Origin of the sequence: Pseudonocardia sp. CA-107938, from assembly GCF_050936315.1 — a bacterium.
Taxonomy (GTDB): Bacteria; Actinomycetota; Actinomycetes; order Mycobacteriales; family Pseudonocardiaceae; genus Pseudonocardia.
Genome location: NZ_JBNJNA010000001.1, coordinates 672199 through 691049, shown reverse-complemented (window position 1 = coordinate 691049; position 18851 = coordinate 672199). Strand labels below are relative to the sequence as shown.

At 72.1% G+C, this 18851-nt stretch carries 17 protein-coding genes; 8 read left to right on the top strand and 9 right to left on the bottom strand.

Annotated elements, in window-relative coordinates; all coding sequences use genetic code 11:
* Positions 1–67 precede the first annotated feature (67 nt).
* From nuoL to ACQEVB_RS03475, 4 genes are all read left to right on the top strand, one after another.
* Entirely contained in the window at positions 68–2026 is a 1959-nt protein-coding gene (nuoL, locus tag ACQEVB_RS03490) for an NADH-quinone oxidoreductase subunit L (protein WP_432964840.1), read from the top strand.
* The gene (locus ACQEVB_RS03485; protein ID WP_432964837.1) at positions 2023–3642 is read left to right on the top strand and encodes an NADH-quinone oxidoreductase subunit M; all 1620 of its coding nucleotides are present in this window, start codon (positions 2023–2025) and stop codon (positions 3640–3642) included. Before nuoL ends, ACQEVB_RS03485 begins: the two co-directional genes overlap by 4 nt.
* The gene (gene nuoN, locus ACQEVB_RS03480) at positions 3639–5246 is read left to right on the top strand and encodes an NADH-quinone oxidoreductase subunit NuoN (RefSeq protein ID WP_432964834.1); all 1608 of its coding nucleotides are present in this window, start codon (positions 3639–3641) and stop codon (positions 5244–5246) included. The genes ACQEVB_RS03485 and nuoN overlap by 4 nt, the downstream gene beginning before the upstream one ends.
* A gap of 71 nt (positions 5247–5317) precedes the next feature.
* Positions 5318–6250 carry a polyprenyl synthetase family protein gene (locus tag ACQEVB_RS03475; protein ID WP_432980104.1) on the top strand — a complete coding sequence of 311 codons (933 nt, stop codon included), beginning with the start codon at positions 5318–5320 and terminating at the stop codon, positions 6248–6250.
* A 75-nt stretch (positions 6251–6325) separates the two neighbouring features.
* On the opposite strand, the gene ACQEVB_RS03470 is transcribed toward ACQEVB_RS03475, so the two are convergent.
* The 4 genes from ACQEVB_RS03470 to ACQEVB_RS03455 all read right to left on the bottom strand — a co-directional run bounded on the left by ACQEVB_RS03470 (position 6326) and on the right by ACQEVB_RS03455 (position 11204).
* The gene (locus ACQEVB_RS03470; RefSeq protein ID WP_432964831.1) at positions 6326–7399 is read right to left on the bottom strand and encodes a 2-oxoacid:ferredoxin oxidoreductase subunit beta; all 1074 of its coding nucleotides are present in this window, start codon (positions 7397–7399) and stop codon (positions 6326–6328) included.
* Positions 7396–9297, bottom strand: a complete 1902-nt coding sequence (locus tag ACQEVB_RS03465; RefSeq protein WP_432964829.1) for a 2-oxoacid:acceptor oxidoreductase subunit alpha — start codon at positions 9295–9297, stop codon at positions 7396–7398. The genes ACQEVB_RS03470 and ACQEVB_RS03465 overlap by 4 nt, the downstream gene beginning before the upstream one ends.
* Before the next feature lie 136 nt (positions 9298–9433).
* Positions 9434–10204, bottom strand: coding sequence for an enoyl-CoA hydratase (locus tag ACQEVB_RS03460; RefSeq protein WP_432964826.1), 771 nt, complete (start codon positions 10202–10204; stop codon positions 9434–9436).
* A 115-nt stretch (positions 10205–10319) separates the two neighbouring features.
* Positions 10320–11204, bottom strand: a complete 885-nt coding sequence (locus ACQEVB_RS03455) for a M14 family metallopeptidase (protein ID WP_432964823.1) — start codon at positions 11202–11204, stop codon at positions 10320–10322.
* Between the two features lie 78 nt (positions 11205–11282).
* Here ACQEVB_RS03455 and ACQEVB_RS03450 point away from each other — a divergent pair, with 78 nt between their 5' ends.
* Complete coding sequence (locus ACQEVB_RS03450) at positions 11283–12572, top strand: D-arabinono-1,4-lactone oxidase (protein WP_432964820.1); 1290 nt, start codon at positions 11283–11285, stop codon at positions 12570–12572.
* A complete protein-coding gene (locus tag ACQEVB_RS03445) occupies positions 12569–13561 on the top strand; it encodes an alanine racemase (RefSeq protein ID WP_432964817.1) in 993 nt (330 codons plus the stop codon). The genes ACQEVB_RS03450 and ACQEVB_RS03445 overlap by 4 nt, the downstream gene beginning before the upstream one ends.
* Positions 13562–13567: 6 nt before the next feature.
* Here the strand turns inward: ACQEVB_RS03445 and ACQEVB_RS03440 are convergent, their stop codons facing one another.
* Entirely contained in the window at positions 13568–14164 is a 597-nt protein-coding gene (locus ACQEVB_RS03440; RefSeq protein ID WP_432964814.1) for a phytanoyl-CoA dioxygenase family protein, read from the bottom strand.
* A 108-nt stretch (positions 14165–14272) separates the two neighbouring features.
* Here ACQEVB_RS03440 and htpX point away from each other — a divergent pair, with 108 nt between their 5' ends.
* Positions 14273–15139, top strand: coding sequence for a zinc metalloprotease HtpX (htpX, locus tag ACQEVB_RS03435; RefSeq protein WP_432964811.1), 867 nt, complete (start codon positions 14273–14275; stop codon positions 15137–15139).
* Here htpX and ACQEVB_RS03430 read toward each other — a convergent pair.
* Genes ACQEVB_RS03430 through ACQEVB_RS03420 form a run of 3 tightly spaced genes read right to left on the bottom strand, consistent with a single transcriptional unit; the run spans position 15136 to position 17173 of the window.
* Positions 15136–15831: a DUF899 family protein gene (locus ACQEVB_RS03430; protein ID WP_432964808.1), complete on the bottom strand. Its 696-nt coding sequence runs from the start codon at positions 15829–15831 to the stop codon at positions 15136–15138. The two genes, htpX and ACQEVB_RS03430, sit on opposite strands and share 4 nt — an antisense overlap.
* Complete coding sequence (locus ACQEVB_RS03425; RefSeq protein ID WP_432964805.1) at positions 15828–16580, bottom strand: SRPBCC family protein; 753 nt, start codon at positions 16578–16580, stop codon at positions 15828–15830. The genes ACQEVB_RS03430 and ACQEVB_RS03425 overlap by 4 nt, the downstream gene beginning before the upstream one ends.
* Entirely contained in the window at positions 16580–17173 is a 594-nt protein-coding gene (locus ACQEVB_RS03420; RefSeq protein ID WP_432964802.1) for an ArsR/SmtB family transcription factor, read from the bottom strand. The genes ACQEVB_RS03425 and ACQEVB_RS03420 overlap by 1 nt, the downstream gene beginning before the upstream one ends.
* A 70-nt stretch (positions 17174–17243) precedes the next feature.
* On the opposite strand from ACQEVB_RS03420, the gene ACQEVB_RS03415 reads away from it, so the two are divergent.
* A complete protein-coding gene (locus ACQEVB_RS03415; RefSeq protein WP_432964799.1) occupies positions 17244–18071 on the top strand; it encodes a helix-turn-helix domain-containing protein in 828 nt (275 codons plus the stop codon).
* On the opposite strand, the gene ACQEVB_RS03410 is transcribed toward ACQEVB_RS03415, so the two are convergent.
* Positions 18072–18743 carry a pentapeptide repeat-containing protein gene (locus tag ACQEVB_RS03410; RefSeq protein WP_432964796.1) on the bottom strand — a complete coding sequence of 224 codons (672 nt, stop codon included), beginning with the start codon at positions 18741–18743 and terminating at the stop codon, positions 18072–18074.
* Positions 18744–18851 lie beyond the last annotated feature (108 nt).

Genomic DNA, 18851 nt, shown 5'->3' with positions numbered 1-18851 from the left:
GCAAATGGTCGTCCGTGGAGATCGACTAGCGACGTTTTGCCCTTGATCAACGAACTGGGGGTGGCCCGTGCCGCCGACTGAGCTTCCCGAGATCGGCGCCGCGACAGGCGTCGCCTCGCTGGCCTGGCTGCTGTTCGTGCTGCCGGCGCTGGGCGCGCTGGTGCTGTTCGTCCTCGGCCGGCGGGCCGACCGCTGGGGCCACTGGCTGGGCGTGCTGACGGTCGTCGCATCGTTCGTCGTCGGCCTGCTGATCTTCCTGGAGACCACCGGCCTGCCGGAGGCGCAGCGCAGCCGTGAGCTGTCGCTCTTCCAGTGGATCGGCGTGGCCGGGCTGCACGTCGACTTCGGCCTACGGCTCGACCCGCTGTCGCTGACGTTCGTGCTGCTCATCACCGGTGTCGGATCCCTGATCCACATCTACTCCACCGGTTACATGGGCCACGACCCCGGCCGGCGGCGGTTCTTCGCGCAGCTGAACCTGTTCGTCGCGGCGATGCTCGTGCTCGTCCTCGGCAACAACTTCGTGATGCTCTACCTCGGCTGGGAGGGCGTCGGTCTGGCGTCGTACCTGCTGATCGGCTTCTACCAGGACCGCCCCTCGGCCGCCACGGCCGCGAAGAAGGCGTTCATCATGAACCGCGTCGGCGACGTGGGCCTGGCGATCGCGATCTTCCTGCTGTGGACGAACCTCGGCACCGTCCAGTACACCGAGGTCTTCGCCCGCGCCGGTGAACTGAGCCCCGGCGTGATCGTCGCGATCGCGGTGATGCTGCTGCTCGGCGCGTGCGGCAAGTCGGGCCAGTTCCCGCTGCAGGCCTGGCTCCCGGACGCCATGGAGGGCCCGACCCCGGTCTCCGCGCTCATCCACGCGGCGACGATGGTCACCGCCGGCGTCTACCTGATCGCGCGGGCCAACCCGATCTACAACCTCACCGAGACCGGACGGCTGGTCGTCGCGCTGATCGGCGTGATCACCCTGCTGATCGGGGCGATCATCGGCTGCGCCTACGACGACATCAAGAAGGTGCTCGCGTACTCCACGGTCAGCCAGATCGGCTACATGATCCTGGCGGTGGGTCTCGGCCCGGCCGGCTACGCGCTGGGCATCGTGCACCTGCTCACGCACGGCTTCTTCAAGGCGGGGCTGTTCCTCGGCGCCGGTTCGGTCATGCACGCCATGAACGACAACGTCGACATGCGCCACTACGGCGGGCTCTTCAAGCACATGAAGATCACGTCGATCACGTTCCTGCTGGGCTACCTGGCGCTGATCGGCTTCCCGTTCCTGTCCGGCTACTTCTCCAAGGACGCGATCATCGAGGCCGCGTTCGACACGGGCAGCTGGCAGGGCTGGGTGTTCGGCGGCGCCGCCACTCTGGCCGCCGGCCTGACCGCGTTCTACATGACGCGCCTCGTGCTCATGACGTTCTTCGGCGAGGAGCGCTGGAAGGACCTCAAGAGCCCGGACGGTCACGACTACCACCCGCACGAGTCGCCGGCGTCGATGACGGTGCCGATGATCCTGCTGGCGGTCGGCTCGGTGTTCGCCGGCTTCGTGCTCACCAACGGCGAGCTGCTCGCGCACTGGCTGACGCCGTCGCTCGGTGAGCTGCAGGAACCGGAGGCGAGCGCCGGCACGCTGCCGCACACGATCGTCCCGTGGGTCGTCGTCGGGTTCTCCGCGCTCGGCGCGCTGATCGCCTACCTGGTCGTCGGGCGCCGCCCGACCCCGGTCGAGCGGCCCGCGACGGTGTCGTGGCCGGTGCGCGCGGCGCGCCGGGACCTCTACGCCAACGCCATCAACGAGGCGCTGTTCGAGAAGCCGGGGCTCGCCCTCACCGCCGGGTTCGTCGCCACCGACGACCGCGGCGTCGACGGGCTGGTCAACGGCACCGGGTCGGTGCTGACCGGCAGCTCCGGGGTGCTGCGCAAGCTGCAGACCGGGTTCGTCCGCTCCTACGCGCTGTCGATGCTCGGGGGCTCGCTCCTCGTCGTCGTGGCGCTCTTGGCGGTGCGGTTCGCATGAACGGAGGCATCGTGCTCCTGATCCTGCTGCTGCTCCCCCTGGTGGGGGCGGCGGTGGTGGCGTCGATGGCGGGCAACCAGCGCGCCGCGAAGCTCACCGCGTTCGCCTTCGCGATCGTCGAGCTGGTCCTGACGGCCGTCGCGTGGTTCTCCTACTCGGTGGGCGCCGCCGCGTCCGGCACCCGGTTCCAGCTGCAGCTGGCCGTCGACTGGATCCCCGCGTTCGGCACCCGCTTCGCCCTGGGCGTCGACGGCATCGCGCTGGTGATGCTCGCGCTGATCGCGGTGCTCGTGCCGATCGTGCTCGGTTTCTCGTGGGAGGAGAAGCTCCCCGAGGGCCGCACGGTGTCGGGCCTGATGGCCCTGATCCTGGCCACCCAGGGCCTGCTCGTCGGGGTGTTCGCCGCCACGGACGTCTTCCTGTTCTACGTGTTCTTCGAGGCCATGCTGATCCCGATGTACTTCCTCATCGGGCGCTTCGGCGGGCCGCGCCGGCAGTACGCGGCGATCAAGTTCTTCCTGTACTCGCTGCTCGGCGGGCTGATCATGCTCGCGTCGGTGATCGGGCTGTTCGTCGTGAGCGGGCAGAGCCTCGGCAAGGGCACGTTCACCTGGACCGAGCTGCAGCAGCTGGCCGCGAGCCTGCCGGAGTCCACGCAGATCTGGCTGTTCCTCGGCTTCTTCGTCGCCTTCGCGATCAAGGCGCCGCTGGTGCCGTTCCACACCTGGCTGCCCGACGCCGGTGAGCAGGCCCCCGTCGGCGCCGGTGTGCTGCTGGTGGGCGTGCTCGACAAGGTCGGCACGTTCGGCTTCCTGCGCTACTGCCTGCCGCTCTTCCCGCTGGCCTCGCAGCGGCTCGCGCCGCTGGTGCTCGTCCTCGCGGTGATCGGCATCATCTACGCGGGATTGCTGGCGGTCGGCCAGAAGGACATGAAGCGGTTCGTGCCGTACACGTCGATCGCCCACTTCGGGTACATCGCGCTGGGCATCTTCGCGTTCTCCACGCAGGCCTTCGCCGGCTCGACGCTCTACATGGTCAACCACGGCATCTCGACGGGCATGCTGTTCATCGTCATCGGCCTGCTCATCGCGCGCGGCGGCTCCACGCTGGTCGCCGACTACGGCGGCGTGCACAAGGTGGCGCCGCTGCTCGCCGGTACGTTCCTCGTGGCCGTGCTCGCGTCGCTGGCACTGCCGGGCACCAACTCGTTCGTCAGCGAGTTCCTGGTGCTGATCGGCTCGTTCCCGCGCGAGCCCGTGTTCGCGATCATCGCGACCGTCGGCATCATCGTCGCCGCCCTGTACGTGCTGTGGCTCTACCAGCGCACGATGCAGGGACCATTCCTACCCACCCCGCCGGCTCCGCAAGCTCCGCCGGCTTCCATCCCCCGGGACCAGGCAGATGGCCGAGTTTCGGTGCTCGGCCCGGTCGCCGCCGAGAAGGGCTCCGCGTTCACCGATCTCGGCAAGCGCGAGATCGCCGTCCTGACCCCGCTGATCGCGCTGATCCTGCTGCTCGGGTTCTTCCCCGGCCCGGTGCTGGACGTGATCACCCCGTCCGTGCAGTCCACGCTGACCGAAGTGGGTCTGGTCGACCCGGTGGGAGCCACCCGATGACGCCGCTCACCGCGCCCGCGATCAACTACGGGGCGCTGCTGCCGATCCTGATCATCCTCGGCGCGGCCTGCGCCGCGGTGCTGGTGGAGGCGTTCCTGCCGCGCCACCAGCGCTGGCCCGTGCAGGTGGCGCTGTCGGTCGTCGCGATCGCCGTCGCCGGGGTCGCGCTCGGCGTGCACGCGAGCACCGCCACCGCGGACGGGCTCACCGCCGTCGGCGACACCAACGCGGTCACGATCGGCGGCGCGCTGTCGGTCGACCGGCCGACGATGTTCCTGTGGGGCACCCTGCTGGCGCTCGGCCTGGGCAGCATCCTGCTCATCGCCGACCGCTCGGTGGAGCCCGGCGGCGCGTTCGTGGCGTCCGCGATGGAGCGGGCCGCGGCCGGTGGCCGGGCCATCAGCGCCGCCTCCGGCGATGCGGAGGACCACGGCTACGGCTCGCCCGACCAGGCGCCGACGATGCAGACCGAGGTCTTCCCGTTCGTGCTGTTCGCGCTCGGCGGCATGATGACGTTCGTCGCGGCCAACGACCTGCTGACGATGTTCATCGCGCTCGAGGTGCTGTCGTTGCCGCTGTACCTGATGTGCGGGCTCGCGCGGCGCCGCCGGCTGCTGTCGCAGGAGGCGGCGGTCAAGTACTTCCTGCTCGGCGCGTTCGCCTCGGCGTTCTTCCTCTACGGCCTCGCGCTGATCTACGGCTACGCGGGCTCGGTGCGGTTCGGCGAGATCGGCGCCGCGCTCGCCACCTCGCCGCGCTCGGACGCGCTGCTGTTCGGCGGGCTGGCCCTGCTGGTGGTGGGCCTGCTGTTCAAGGGCTCGGTCGCCCCGTTCCACACCTGGACGCCCGACGTCTACCAGGGCGCGCCCACGCCCGTCACGGCGTTCATGGCGGCGTGCACGAAGGTGGCGGCGTTCGGTGGGATCGCGCGCGTGCTGTTCGTCGCGTTCGGCGACGCGCGGTGGGACTGGCGGCCGGTGCTCTGGGCCGTCGCGATCGTCTCGATGGTGGTCGGTGCCGTGCTCGGGCTCACCCAGTCCGACGTCAAGCGGATGATCGCGTACTCGTCGATCGCGCACGCCGGCTTCCTGCTCCTCGGTGCGATGTCCATCACAGCCGAGGGCACGTCGAGCACGCTGTTCTACCTGCTCGCCTACGGCTTCACCACCGTCGCGGTGTTCGGCGTGATCAGCCTGGTGCGCGACGCCGACGGCGAGGCCACCACCATGGCGTCGTGGGCGGGGCTCGCGAAGCGCTCGCCCGTCGTTGCCGGGGTGATGACGTTCCTCCTGCTCGCCCTCGCCGGCATCCCGCTGACCAGCGGTTTCACCGCCAAGTTCGCGGTGTTCGCCGCTGCGCTGGGCGACGGCATGTCGGTGCTGGTGGTCATCGCGCTGGTGGCCAGCGCCATCGCGGCGTTCTTCTACCTGCGGCTCGTGGTGCTCATGTACTTCAGCGAACCGCTGGAGGACGGGCCGGCCGTGGTGGTGCCGGGAGCGTTCACGACGGCCGCCATCACCCTCGGCGTGCTCGTCACGCTGGTGCTGGGGATCCTGCCCACACTGGCCTTGGGCTGGGCAGGCGCCGGCGGGTTTGTAGGTTAGACGGTGTGAACAGCGCAGTGGCAGGAGTCGAGCTCGGCGATCCTCAGCTCGCCGCGGCCGTCGGGGCCGGGATGACGGCGGTGGAGGACCTGATGCACCGCGAGGTGCACGCCGGGTACGACTTCGTCACCGAGACGTCGCTGCACCTCATCGACGCGGGCGGGAAGCGGTTCCGGCCACTGTTCACGCTGCTCGCCGCGCACGTCGGCCCGCGGGCCGCGTCGCCGGACGTCATCACGGCCGCCGCCGCGGTGGAGATGGTGCACCTGGCCACGCTCTACCACGACGACGTCATGGACTCCGCCACGATGCGGCGCGGCGCGCAGAGCGCCAACCAGCGCTGGGACAACAGCGTCGCCATCCTGACCGGCGACTTCCTGTTCGCCCACGCGTCGCGGCTGCTCGCCGACCTCGGCCCGGACGCGGTGCGGATCATCGCCGAGACGTTCGCCGAGCTCGTCACCGGGCAGATGCGGGAGACCCGCGGCCCGAAGCCCGACGACGATCCCATCGCGCACTACCTCGCCGTCATCGCGGAGAAGACGGGCTCGCTGATCGCCACGTCCGGCCGGTTCGGCGGCATGTTCTCCGGCGCAACGGCCGAGCAGATCGACTCGCTGCAGCGGTTCGGCGCGATCATCGGCACCGCGTTCCAGATCTCCGACGACATCATCGACATCGCCTCGCCCTCCGACAGCTCGGGCAAGACCCCCGGCACGGACCTGCGCGAGGGCGTGCACACGCTGCCGATCCTGTACGGGCTGCGCGGCACCGACGCGGGCGCCGAGCGGCTGCGTGAGCTGCTGGTGCAGCCGCTGACGGACGACGCCGAGGTCGAGGAGGCCCTGACGATCCTCCGCACGGGCACCGGCATCGAGCAGGCCCGGGAGACGCTCGCCGACGAGGCCACCGCGGCCCGCGCGGAGCTCGGCAAGCTCCCCGCCTGCCCCGCGGTGGATGCGATGTCGGCGCTCACGACGTACATGGTCGACCGCACCGGCTGAGACCACCGCACACAGCGCGCGGCCCCCTCACACATGTTCTGACGTGTGAGGGGGCCGCGCGCTGTGTGACGTCGGTCAGCCGACGACCGTCCAGGTGTCGCGGCCGTTGAGCAGCGCCTGGAGGTCGGCCGGGCGGGTGTCGCGTTCGTGCTGGACCTGGGCGCGTGCGGCGTCGTCGTAGGTGGAGCGGACGACGTTGCGGAAGATGCCCGTGACGGTGTGGTTCAGGTCCTGGTCGGACAGCCGGGAGAGCGCGAAGGCCAGGTTGTGGTCGGTCTGGTCGTGGACGACGATGTCGGCCTCGTCGACCTCGTCGACCTTGGCGATGCCCAGCCCGAAGCCCTCGCGGACGACGGCGTACGAGCCCAGGCCGTCGTCGAGCGCAGGGCCGAAGCGGATCGGCTCGCCGTGGGTGACGGGGATGAGCCGCTGCTCCTTGGTCTCCGGCTTGCGGAGCAGGTCGAAGCTGCCGTCGTTGAAGATCGGGCAGTCCTGGAAGATCTCGACGAGGGCGGTGCCGCGGTGCTCGGCGGCGGCCTGCAGCACGGCGGTGAGGCTCTTGCGGTCGGAGTCGAGCGCACGGCCCACGAACGTCGCCTCGGCACCGAGCGCCAGCGAGATCGGGTTGAACGGGTGGTCCACCGACCCGTACGGCGTCGACTTGGTGACCTTGCCCTCCTCGGAGGTGGGCGAGTACTGGCCCTTGGTGAGGCCGTAGATCCGGTTGTTGAACAGCAGGATCTTGAGGTTCACGTTGCGGCGCAGCGCGTGGATCAGGTGGTTGCCGCCGATGGAGAGCGCGTCGCCGTCACCGGTGACGACCCACACCGACAGGTCGGGCCGGGTGACCGCGAGACCCGTCGCGATGGCCGGGGCGCGACCGTGGATGGAGTGCATCCCGTACGTGTTGAGGTAGTACGGGAACCGCGAGCTGCACCCGATGCCGGAGACGAAGACGGTGTTCTCCCGCTTGATCCCCAGGGTGGGCAGGAACTGGCGCACGGCGGCGAGAACGGCGTAGTCGCCGCAGCCCGGGCACCAGCGCACCTCCTGGTCGGAGGTGAAGTCCTTGGCGGTCTGCTTCTCGTCGGTGGTCGGGACGCCGTCGAGACCCCCGATGGACGGGATCCCGAGATCCAGCGCGGTCATGCGTGCACTCCTGCCAGGTGGTCCAGGAACAGGTCCTGGAGTTCCTCGGCCTTGAACGGCAGGCCGGAGACCTTGGTGTAGCTCTTGACGTCGACCAGGTGGTGCCCGCGCAGCAGCAGCGCCAGCTGGCCGAGGTTCATCTCCGGGACCAGTACCCGCCGATAGCGCCCGAGAACCTCGCCGAGGTTGGCCGGCATCGGGTTGAGGTTGCGCAGGTGGGCCTGGGCGATCGAATGACCCAGCGCGCGGACGCGGCGGCAGCCGGCGCCGATCGGCCCGTACGTGGAGCCCCAGCCGAGGACGAGCAGCTCGGCGTCGCCGTCGGGGTCGTCCACCTCGAGATCCGGCACCGGGATGCCGTCGATCTTGGCGGCGCGCAGCCGGACCATGCGGTCGTGGTTGTCGGGGTCATAGGAGATCGCGCCGCGCCCGTCGGCCTTCTCCAGCCCGCCCACGCGGTGCTCCAGACCGGGGGTGCCCGGCACCGCCCACGGACGGGCGAGGGTGTCGTCGTCACGCAGGTAGGGCCAGAACTCGCCGGACCCGTCGGGAGCGTTGGGCTCGGTGGCGAACTTCGGGTCGACGCTCGGCAGCGTGTGGACCTCGGGCACCTTCCACGGCTCGGACCCGTTGGCCAGCGAGCCGTCGGACAGGACGATCACCGGCGTGCGGTAGGTGACGGCCATCGTCGCGGCCTCGATGGCGGCGCTGAAGCAGTCGCCGGGGGTGGCCGGGGCGATGATCGGCAGCGGGGCCTCGCCGTTGCGGCCGAACATGGCCTGCAGCAGGTCGGCCTGCTCGGTCTTGGTGGGCAGCCCGGTGGACGGGCCACCGCGCTGCACGTCGATGACCAGCAGCGGCAGCTCCAGCGCCACCGCGAGGCCGATCGTCTCCGACTTCAGCGAGATGCCCGGGCCCGACGTGGTGGTGACGCCCAGCGCGCCGCCGAACGCGGCGCCCAGCGCCGAGCCGACGCCCGCGATCTCGTCCTCGGCCTGGAACGTGGTGACGCCGAAGTTCTTGTGCTTGGACAGCTCGTGCAGGATGTCCGACGCCGGCGTGATCGGGTACGAGCCGAGGAACACCGGCAGGCCGGTGACCTGTCCGGCCGCGACGAGGCCGTACGCGAGTGCGGTGTTGCCGGTGATCTGGCGGTAGGTGCCGGGGTCGAGCTTGGCCGGCGCCACCTCGTACGTGACGGCGAACGCCTCGGTGGTCTCGCCGTACGCGTGCCCTGCCCGGAAGGCGAGGATGTTCGCCTCGGCGATCTCGGGCTTCTTCGCGAACTTCTCCCGCAGGAACCGCTCGGTGCCCTCCGACGGGCGGTGGAACATCCAGGACAGCAGGCCGAGGGCGAACATGTTCTTCGCCCGCTCCGCGTCCTTCTTGGACAGGCCGGTCTCCTCCAGCGCGCCGCGCGTGAGCGTGGCCATCGCGACCGGGTGGACCTGGTAGGCCTCCTCCAGCGAGCCGTCCTCGAGCGGGTTCGTCTCGTACCCGACCTTCGTCAGGTTGCGCTTGGTGAACTCGTCGGTGTTGACGATCAGCACGCCGCCGTGCGGCAGGTCGGCGATGTTGGCCTTCAACGCCGCCGGGTTCATCGCGACGAGCACGTCCGGGCGGTCGCCAGGGGTCAGGATGTCGTAGTTCGCGAAGTGCAGCTGGAACGACGACACCCCCGGCAGCGTGCCGGCAGGCGCCCGGATCTCGGCGGGGAAGTTCGGCAGCGTCGACAGGTCGTTGCCGAACGCGGCGGTCTCCGAGGTGAAGCGGTCACCGGTCAGCTGCATGCCGTCGCCGGAGTCGCCGGCGAACCGGATGACCACGCGGTCGCGCTGGAGCACCTCGGTTCCGTCGCTCCCGGGGGAGGCGGGATCGACGGCGGTGTCAGATGTCATTCGAGGTCGTCCTGGGGTCGAGGGCGGACGTGCTTCGTGCGGCCTTCGACATCGAGGTTAGCTCGCACACACCCGCAGTGTCCGCTGGGCTCGGTGGAGGTCACAGCCACGTGTTCGCGGACGCGCAACGCGATCGTTACCGCGCGCCGGCCTTGCTGATGCGGGCCCGCAGCGATGCGATCAGCTCCTGCGCCTGCGGCGACCGCAGCGACTCCGCCTGGCGGGCCACCTCGATCTCCAGCACCTCCTGCTGGGTGTCCAGCACCGCTGCCGAGCGGAGGGTGGCCTTGGTGGCGATCGTCAGCTCCTTCGGTGCTGCGGCAGCCTTCGCGGCCATCGCGACCGCCGCGTCCAGCACGTCGTCGACGACGCGGTGGACGAGCCCGATCCGCTCCGCCTCCGCCGCGTCCGCCGACTCGCCGAACAGTGACATCGCCGCCGCGCGCTGCACGCCGACCGCGCGCGTGAGCATCCACGTGTAGCCGCCGCCAGGGTGCAGGCCGATCTGCAGGAAGCGCGAGTCGAACTTCGCCGTTGGACCGGCGAGGCGGACGTCGCAGGCCAGGGCCAGGTTCATCCCGGCGCCGACGGCCGCACCGTTCACCGCCGCGATCGTCGGCAGCGGGCACTGCGCGACGGCGACGAACCCGCCGTACACGGCGCGCAGGGTGTCCGGGTCGGCCGCCGCCAGCTCGGCCAGGTCGGCGCCGGCGCAGAACGCCGGATCCTCCCCGGTGACGACGATCGCGCCGACCCCGTCGTCCGCCACGGCGGCGTCGACGGCGGCGACGAGCTTCGCGGCGATGTCGAGGTTCATCGCGTTGCGGCGGGCCGGGTCGGAGACGGTGAGGACGGCGACCCGGTCGCGGATCTCGGTGCGGACGTCTGCGCTGACGGAGCTGGCCATGCCCAGATCCTGCCCGGTCGCCGGCCGGGATGGGGCCGGAGCCACGTCACACACCCCTGGGCCCGTTCACACACGTCCGGACGTGTGTGAACGGGCCCAGCGGTGTGTGACGTCGTCAGCCCGTGTGCGCCGCCGCGTACTGCAACGCTGCTCTCGCCGCCGCCACCTGCGCCGCGGTGCACTGCTCCGGGGTGGCCCGCGGGCTGTCCGGGTACACCTCGGTCGTCGTGGTGAAGCGGGCGCCGGTGATGCCGGCGCAGAGGCCGAGCTTCGCGAAGTCGTACTCGATCACGCCGGGCGCGACGACGGGGGAGCCGATGATCTCGCCGTGCTCGTCGGCGGGCGCGATGTGGGTGACCTCCGCGACGGCGGCGATGATCGCCTGCTGGAACGCCGGCTGCGGGTTCGCGCTGTCGTCGACGAGGTAGAAGCCGTCGGGGATGTGGCCGGGCACGAACGCGACCCCGTCGCGCGCGGCGAGTGCCGGCCGGAACTCCGACTCGTCGGTGTCGGTGGTCTCGTGCAGGTCGACGTGCACGAGCCACGGCACGTCGAGCTCGTCGACGAGTGCCGTCAGCGCGGCGGCCTCGGGGGTCGGGCTCGCGGTGCGGAAGGAGCGGTTGGGGTCGACGGCGTCGGCGTTCCAGCGCTGCACGCGCTCGTGCGCCCACGGGCTGACGCAGGGCGCGACGAGGAGGTTCGGGCGGCCGGCCTCCTCCTCCGCGAACCGCAGCGCGCCTAGCACGCCGCTGGTCTCGTAGCCGTGCACACCGCCCGTGACGAGCGCGGCGGGCTCGTCGGCGCGCCAGTCGCGGCTGCGCAGGGCGCGGAGCGGGTGGCCGCCGGCGGTGCCGTACTGCAGGACGTCGTAACGCGTGCCGAGCCGCTCGACGGCGGTGAGCACGTCCGCCGCGTAGCTGCGCACGGGCGCCTGCAGCGCGCGCCAGGAGTCGACGTCCGCCGAGGTCCAGGGGCGGCCGGGGGTGCCGATCGGGTACATGCGATCCCCTCGAAGTTGGTCACTTGACAAAGTCGGGCGGGCGCCGCACTCTCGCCTGAGCCCGAGCGAGGGAGTGCGATGAGCTGGCGGAACTGGGCGGGTAACCAGCGCACCGATCCGGTGCGCACGATCGTCGCACGCGACGCGGCCGAGGTGGCCGACGCCGTCAAGGCCGCGGCCCGCGACGGGCTGCGGGTGAAGGCCCTGGGCTCGGGGCACTCGTTCACCGCGATCGGCGTGGCCGACGGCGCGGCCGTCGTGGCGCCGGGCGACCCGCGCTCGGTGCGCGTCGACGCCGCGACCCGGCTGGTGACGGTGCCGGCCGGCCTCACGCTGCGCCGCCTCAACCCGCTGCTGTGGGAGCACGGCCTGGCGCTGCCGAACCTCGGGGACATCGACGCGCAGACGGTCGCCGGCGCGATCGCCACCGGCACGCACGGCACCGGTGCCGGCTACCAGTGCATCGCCGCGCAGGTCCGCGCCCTGGACATCGTGCTGGCCGACGGCTCGATCGTGCACTGCTCGCCGACCGAGCGGCCGGAGCTGTTCTCCGCGGCGCGGGTCGGGCTGGGCGCGCTCGGCGTCGTCGTGAGCGTGACGCTGGAGGCGGTGCCGGCGTTCCGGCTGCGGGCGGTGGAGCAGACCCTGCCGCTGGACGCGGTGCTGGGCGACCTCGCCTCGCACGTCTCCGGCAACGAGCACTTCGAGTTCTACTGGTTCCCGCACACGGACGTCGCGACCACCAAGTGCAACAACCGCACCGAGGCCACCGGGCCCGAACGCGGCCGCGCCGCGCGCCTGATCGGTGACGAGCTCCTCGGCAACGCCGGGTTCGCGCTGGCCTGCCAGCTGGGCGAGACCGCGCCGCGGCTGGTCCCGCGGATCAACCGGCTCGTGGCGTCGCAGATGGCCGCGGGGGAGTACGTCGACCGCTCGTACGGCGTGTTCTGCAGCCCGCGCCGGGTGCGGTTCCTCGAGATGGAGTACGCGGTGCCCCGTGCCGCCATCCACGAGGCCATGGCCGGGCTGCGGGCCGCCGCGCAGCGACACGGGCAGGCCGTGACGTTCCCCGTCGAGGTGCGCTTCCTCGGCGCCGACGACATCCCGCTGTCCACGTCGTCCGGCCGCGACACCGCCTACATCGCCGTCCACGTCCACCGCGGGCAGCCGCACGAGGCGTACTTCGGTGCCGTCGAGTCGGTGATGACGGCGCTGTCCGGGCGCCCGCACTGGGGCAAGCTGCACACCCGCACCGCGGAGCAGCTGCGCACCGTCTACCCCGCGTTCGACGACTTCGTGGCGCTGCGCGACCGGCTCGACCCCGAACGCCGGTTCACCAACCCCTACCTGGAACGAGTGCTCGGATGAAGGTGCACGACCTGACCACCCCGGCGCTGCTCGTCGACGCCGCCGACCTCACGGCCAACCTCGCCGACATGGCAGCCGCGCTGCCCGGCCCGCGCTGCCGCCCGCACGTCAAGGCGCACAAGACCACCGCACTGGCGAAGCTGCAGGCCGCGCACCACCCCGGGTTCACGGTCGCGACGATCCGCGAGGCCGAGGGCATGGTCGCTGCCGGCCTCGGCGACGACATCCTGCTGGCCAACGAGGTGCTCGACGCGCGCCGACTCGGCGCACTGCTTGATTCAGGCGACGCGCGGATCACCCTCGCGATCGACTCGGACGAGACCCTCGCCGCGGCTGTCGCGGGCGGGATCCGCGAAGTGGTCGTCGACGTCAACGTGGGCCTCCCGCGCTGCGGAGTCGCGCCGGAGAAGGCCGGGGCGCTGGCCGACCGGGCGCGGGCGGCGGGGCTCACGGTGCGCGGCGTGATGGGTTACGAGGGGCACCTCATGCTGTTCCCGGACGAGGCCGAGCGCGCCAAGCACACCGAGGAGTGCATGGCGAAGCTGCTGGCCGCGCACGCCGACGTCGGCGGCGAGCTGATCTCCGGCGGCGGCACCGGCACGTACGCCGTCAACACCTGGGTGAACGAGGTGCAGGCCGGCTCGTACGCGCTGATGGACACCGCGTACACCGCGGCAGGGCTCCCGTTCCGGCAGGCGCTCACCGTGCTCGCCACCGTGATCTCGGTGAGCGACGGGTGGGCGGCGGCCGACGTCGGCCTGAAGTCGCTCGGCATGGACCACGGCAACCCGACCGTTCCAGGCGGGCAGGTGTGGTTCTGCTCCGACGAGCACACGACGTTCGCGCCGGCCGAGCCCGTCTCCGTGGGCGACCGCATCCGGGTGCTGCCCGCGCACGTCGACCCCACGGTGGCGCTGCACGAGCGCATGCAGGTGGTCGAGGGCGAGGAGGTCGTCGACACCTGGGCGGTGGACCTGCGCGGCTGGTGACCCCACCTACGTGACGTCGGCGGCCGGGCGCCGGTACGTGATCTGGAGGGCATCGCGGCGGTACGCACCCTCGTTGCGGGTGCCCGAGTGCCACAGGTGCGCGTTGAACACCAGCGCCGAGCCCGCCGTCAGCGCGATGCGCCGCTCGCCGGGGTGGACGCGGTCGTGGGTGTTCGCGGGCGCGCGCTTGCGCCAGGTGTGCGTGCCCGGCACCACCCGCGTCGCGCCGCCCCGCTCGGTGACGTCGACGAGCGCCACGATCGCCACCACGGCCTGCGGCTGCTCCGATGGCAGCCCGGCGAGGTCCGCGTGCAGCGCCTGGCCGCCGTAGCCGGGGTTGGGCGCCCGCACGGCGACGCCCGCGCACTCCGCACCGGCCCCGAGGACGTGCTCGACGGCGGCCCGCAGCCGCGGCGCCGCGACCAGCGCGTCGATCGCCGGACCGGTCGGCATGCCGTGGCCGGTGCCGGTGGGCCCGTCGTCGGCCGCCGCCCGCAGCGCGGTGATCGCCGCGGCGTGCACGGCGGCCAGCTCGCCCGCGTCGAGGAGCGCGTCGAGCACGACGAACCCGTCGCGGTCGAGCGCGGTGATCATGCTGGTCATGGGCCCATCGTCGTGGTTGACGCCACGTCGACCACAAGCCGTTTACGGAACACCGCCCGGCCGTCGCTCGTTTTCTGACCGGAACGAGAGGGAGAGGTCGGGATCGGCGTGCACTCGCAGATGAACGGGCTGAAGACGGCTCTGCTGCTGGGCGGGATGAGCGCCCTGGTGCTGCTGTTCGGGTCGCTGTTCGGCCGCAACGGCCTGCTGATCGCAGCGGTCGTCGCCATCGGGATGAACGGCTACGCGTACTTCCGGTCCGACACGATCGCACTGCGCGCCATGCACGCCCGGCCCGTCACCGAGGCCGAGGCGCCGGCCATGTACCGGGCCGTGCGCGAGCTGGCTCAGACCGCGCACCAGCCCATGCCGCGGCTGTACATCAGCCCGACCGACGCGCCCAACGCCTTCGCCACGGGCCGCAACCCCCGGCACGCGGCCGTCTGCGCCACGACCGGCCTGCTCGCCATCCTGAACGAGCGCGAGCTGCGGGCCGTGCTCGGCCACGAGCTGTCGCACGTCTACAACCGCGACATCCTGATCTCGTCGGTCGCCGGCGCGATGGCGTCGATGATCGGGCTGCTGGCCAACCTGGCGATGTTCGCCGGTCTGTTCGGCGGCAGCGACGACGACCGGCCCAACCCGATCGCCGCGCTGCTCATCGCGTTCCTCGGCCCGATCGCCGCCGGCGTCGTCCAGATGGCGGTGAGCCGGTCGCGCGAGTACCAGGCCGACGCGAGCGGTGCCGAGCTCACCCACGACCCGCTCGCGCTCGCCTCCGCGCTGCGCAAGCTGGAGCGCGGCACCCAGCTCGCGCCGTTGCCGCCCGACCCGCAGCTGGCCAGCCAGTCGCACCTGATGATCGCCAACCCGTTCCGGGCCGGGGAGCAGCTGACCCGCCTGTTCTCCACGCACCCGCCGATCGAGGACCGCATCCGGCGGCTCGAGGAGATGGCCCGCCGCCCGCGCTCCTAACCGTTCCCCGGGTCCCAGTCCCCGCGCCCGGACGGCAGCAGGTCCAGCGCGTTCCACACCGGGCTGAGCAGGTCCATGCCGCGCCAGGTGCCGTCGGGGAAGTCCGCCGCGACCGTGACGACGTGGCGGAGGCCCGCGTCGTCACGGGCGTGCACGCTGACCGCGGGGAACAGCGCGCCCCGCGAGCCGGCCAGCCCCAGCTCCTCGACGAACCCGGTGCCGTGCGCCGACACCAGCCGCACGCCGGCCCAGCCGCGCCGCCGCCCCCACGCCGCGAGCGTCGCGATCGGGGCCGGCGCGACGACCGCGAACCCGCAGTGCTGCGCGAGGTGCGGCAGCACGCCGCGCAGGCCGTCGACGAACATCGAGCAGGCCGCGCACGCGTCGGTGTCCTCGGGGTGCAGCATCAGGTGGTAGAGCAGCAGCTGGTCGTGGCCGTCGAAGAGCTCCGCGAAGGTGACCGGTCCGTCCTCGCCGACGAACGTGCGGTCCGGCTCGGCGGCACCGCGAGGCAGCTCACGGCGCAGCTGGGCCACGGCCTCCACCTGGTCGCGCAGGGCCTGCTCGGCGCGCAGCAGCTCGGTGCGTGCCGCCCGGTACTCCGCCGACGCAGTGGGCGGCCACAGCCGCGGCGACTCGCCCGCGACCTGCAGCGTGATGCTCTTCAGACCGGCCCACCATGGCTCGCTCACGTCCGCGCCGGTTGCGGGAACAGACCGTCCAGCCAGCCCTGCCAGGCGGCGGTCACGGCGGCGCGGTCGATGGGCGCACCGTAGAAGTAGTGGTAGGCGCTGACCCCGCAGCCGTCGTCGCCCTCGGCGCCGATGCGGTGCAGCGCCTCGGCGGAGCGCACACCGAGGAACTCCGGCGTGGTTACGTCGACGACGCCGGTGACCGGCTGGGGACCGGCCAGCGTGACCTCGTCGCCGAGCGCCGGCATCCCGGCCAGCCCGAGCGCTCTCAGCAGCGGCGGCCAGGCCTCGTCCCGCGAGCCCGCGGTGGAGACGACCGCGACGACGGTCTGCGCCGGCCGGCTGGGGAAGTGCGCCAGCGCGCTGCGCAGGTTGCCGAGGAACAGGTCCCAGCCCTTGTCGAAGCCGTCGTACTCGCCGTCCCAGTCGGCGCCGTCGAGGAAGCCGCTCTGCACGAACGTCAGCACCGTCGAGCCGCCGTCGCGCCCTTCGACGAGGAACTCGAACGCGTACCGCGGGCCGTCGGTCTCCGGCCCTTCGTAGGCGAACCGGCGTCCGGGTTCGTAGGCGGTGACGGTGCCGGTGGCGGTCAGCTGTCCGCCGAACTCCTGGGCGACCGTGCCGCCGACGTGGGGCTCGACCGCGCTCGGCACGAACCAGGTGGCGATGCCGGGACCCGTCGCGACGGCCTCCCACACCTGCTCCGGCGTGGCATCCAGCTCGATCTGCTTGCGCAACTCGCGGCCCATCAGGGCTCCTCTCGGTGGGGGGTGGGGTGGATGGCGAGCACGACCCGGTGCGGGCGGCCCGCGGGTGCGCTCTCGTCGTGGTAGCGCCCGACCAGCGCCGTGACGGCCGCGGCGAGCTCCTCGGCGAACGCGGCGCGATCGGCTGCGCTGGCGAAGCGGACCTCGGTGGTCGCGGTGAACGTCGCCAGTCGCTTGCCCGCGGCGGCCGCGCCGGCGAGCAGCTCGCCGACCTCGCGGACGGTGCGGGCGGCGACCGCGACGAGCCAGCGCGCGGAGAGCCGGTCTGGGGCCCGGTCGGGGTCGGGCGCCACGCCGGGCAGCGTGCCGGGGGAGATCACGTAGGTGGCCGCCGTGGCCTCCAGGACGCGTTCGGTGAGGCCGCCCCGGCGGCGTTCCTCGACAAGGCGAACGAGCCCGTGCTCCTCCAGCTGACGCAGGTGGTAGTTGATCTTCTGGCGGGGGATGCCGAGCGCCCGGGCCAGGCTCGACGCCGAGCCCGGCGCGCTCGCCAGCTCGGCGAGGATCCGCGCCCGGACGGGGTCGAGCGAGATCCCGGCGGCTGCCGGATCGGTGATGACGTCGAGGTCGAGCACCGTTCGACGGTCGCATTGACAAGAAAATTTGTCAACAGGTTCCGTCGGTGCCGCGCGGCATGATGGGGCCGTGGCCGACCCCGAACTCAGCACGATGAGCGAGTACGGCGTGCTCGGCGTTCGCGATGTCGACTTCACGCTCGACCGCGTGCCGCCCGCCCCGCCGCTCGCCACGCTCGTCGAGCACTTCTGGCGGGTCACGTGGGACGTGCCGGCGGGCCGCAGCGCCGACGTCGTCCTGCTGCCCAACCCCAGCGTCAACGTGGTGCTCGACCAGGGCCGGCTCACCGTCTACGGCGTCACGCACGACCGGTTCACCTACACCTACCGCGGCCGCGGACGCGTCTTCGGCATCAAGTTCCGGCCCGGCGGGTTCCTGCCGTTCCTCGGTGCGCCGATCGCCGACCTGTTCGGGCGCGCGTTGCCGGCCGAACGGCTCTGGGGTCCCGACGCGGCGGAGCTGGCCGTGGCGCTGGATGCCGAACCGGCGCTCGACGGCCTGGTCGCGCTGGCGGAGGCGTTCCTCGCGGCGCGGTGGCCGGCGCCCGACCCGCAGGTCGAGCTCGTCCAGCGGATCGTGCGCTCGCTGCTGGTCGACCGCGAGGTCACCCGCGTCGAGGAGGTCGCCGAGCGCTTCGGCATCCCGATGCGCAGCCTGCAGCGGCTGTTCGCGCGCTACGTCGGGGTCAGCCCGAAGTGGGTGCTGCGCCGCTACCGCCTGCACGAGGCGGCCGCGCGGCTCGCGGAGGACCACGACCGGCCGTGGGCCGAGGTCGCCGCCGAGCTCGGCTACTTCGACCAGTCGCACTTCATCCGCGACTTCACCCGCGCCATCGGCCTCACCCCGGTCGCCTACGCGCAGGCGTGCCGGCGGAAGGTGGCGCCGATGAGTGCCTGATCAGTCGGTCACATCGATACCGAGCGCGTCGAGCAGCACCACACCCACCGGCAACTGCTGGTCGGGGCCGATCACGCAGCCGCGCAGCGCGAGCGCGCCGCGCACGTCGGCGATCGTCGAGCGGTGCAGGCGGGTGCCGGTGAGCTTGGCGTTGTCGAGCACGGCCCCCGTGAGGTCGCAGCCGAGGAACGCGCAGTTCTGCGCGGTCAGCTCGTAGAGGTCCACGCCGCGCAGGTTCGACTCCTCCACCACCAGCGAGGACGCGTCCGCCATGCGCAGGTTCAGCAGGTCGGCCCGGCAGTCGGCGATCAGCACGTCCGTCAGGCGCGTGCCGGAGAGCACGGTGCCGGTGAGCCGGCACCCGGTGAACGCCACCCGCTCCAGGCCCGCCCCGTCGAGCACGGCGCCGGAGAGGTCGCAGCGCACCAGCTCGGTGTCGCGCATCACCAGCCCGCTCAGCCGCCGTCCGGCCAGGTCGACGCCCACCAGCCGGCTCTCCTGCACCCGCCATCCGGGCACGTGCTCGGGCACGACCAGGTCCGGGCCGGCCTCGACGCAGTCCCAGAAGGCGCCCGACTCCACCTCCGCGGGCGCGGGGTCGAACTCCTCGGGGCCCAGCGGCGGATCCGGTCGCAGCTTCGGTGCCTTGCGGGAACTGGTGCGCCGGGCCATGCCCGTCAGCGTTCCCTACTCGGGGAGGGCCCGGCAGTTGAGGGTCCGGGATCTCGGCGCCCAGGCTGGTCTGCGCTGCGGGCGGCGCCTGCCCTACCCCTCCGTCGG

Bases quoted from the DNA above. Each gene is read 5' to 3' on its own strand.
- ACQEVB_RS03485 (WP_432964837.1), top strand. From the start codon at position 2,023: ATGAACGGAGGCATCGTGCTCCTGATCCTGCTGCTGCTCCCCCTGGTG.
- nuoN (WP_432964834.1), top strand. From the start codon at position 3,639: ATGACGCCGCTCACCGCGCCCGCGATCAACTACGGGGCGCTGCTGCCG.
- ACQEVB_RS03475 (WP_432980104.1), top strand. From the start codon at position 5,318: ATGACGGCGGTGGAGGACCTGATGCACCGCGAGGTGCACGCCGGGTAC.
- ACQEVB_RS03470 (WP_432964831.1), bottom strand. From the start codon at position 7,399: ATGACCGCGCTGGATCTCGGGATCCCGTCCATCGGGGGTCTCGACGGC.
- ACQEVB_RS03465 (WP_432964829.1), bottom strand. From the start codon at position 9,297: ATGACATCTGACACCGCCGTCGATCCCGCCTCCCCCGGGAGCGACGGA.
- ACQEVB_RS03460 (WP_432964826.1), bottom strand. From the start codon at position 10,204: ATGGCCAGCTCCGTCAGCGCAGACGTCCGCACCGAGATCCGCGACCGG.
- ACQEVB_RS03455 (WP_432964823.1), bottom strand. From the start codon at position 11,204: ATGTACCCGATCGGCACCCCCGGCCGCCCCTGGACCTCGGCGGACGTC.
- ACQEVB_RS03450 (WP_432964820.1), top strand. From the start codon at position 11,283: ATGAGCTGGCGGAACTGGGCGGGTAACCAGCGCACCGATCCGGTGCGC.
- ACQEVB_RS03445 (WP_432964817.1), top strand. From the start codon at position 12,569: ATGAAGGTGCACGACCTGACCACCCCGGCGCTGCTCGTCGACGCCGCC.
- ACQEVB_RS03440 (WP_432964814.1), bottom strand. From the start codon at position 14,164: ATGACCAGCATGATCACCGCGCTCGACCGCGACGGGTTCGTCGTGCTC.
- ACQEVB_RS03425 (WP_432964805.1), bottom strand. From the start codon at position 16,580: ATGGGCCGCGAGTTGCGCAAGCAGATCGAGCTGGATGCCACGCCGGAG.
- ACQEVB_RS03410 (WP_432964796.1), bottom strand. From the start codon at position 18,743: ATGGCCCGGCGCACCAGTTCCCGCAAGGCACCGAAGCTGCGACCGGAT.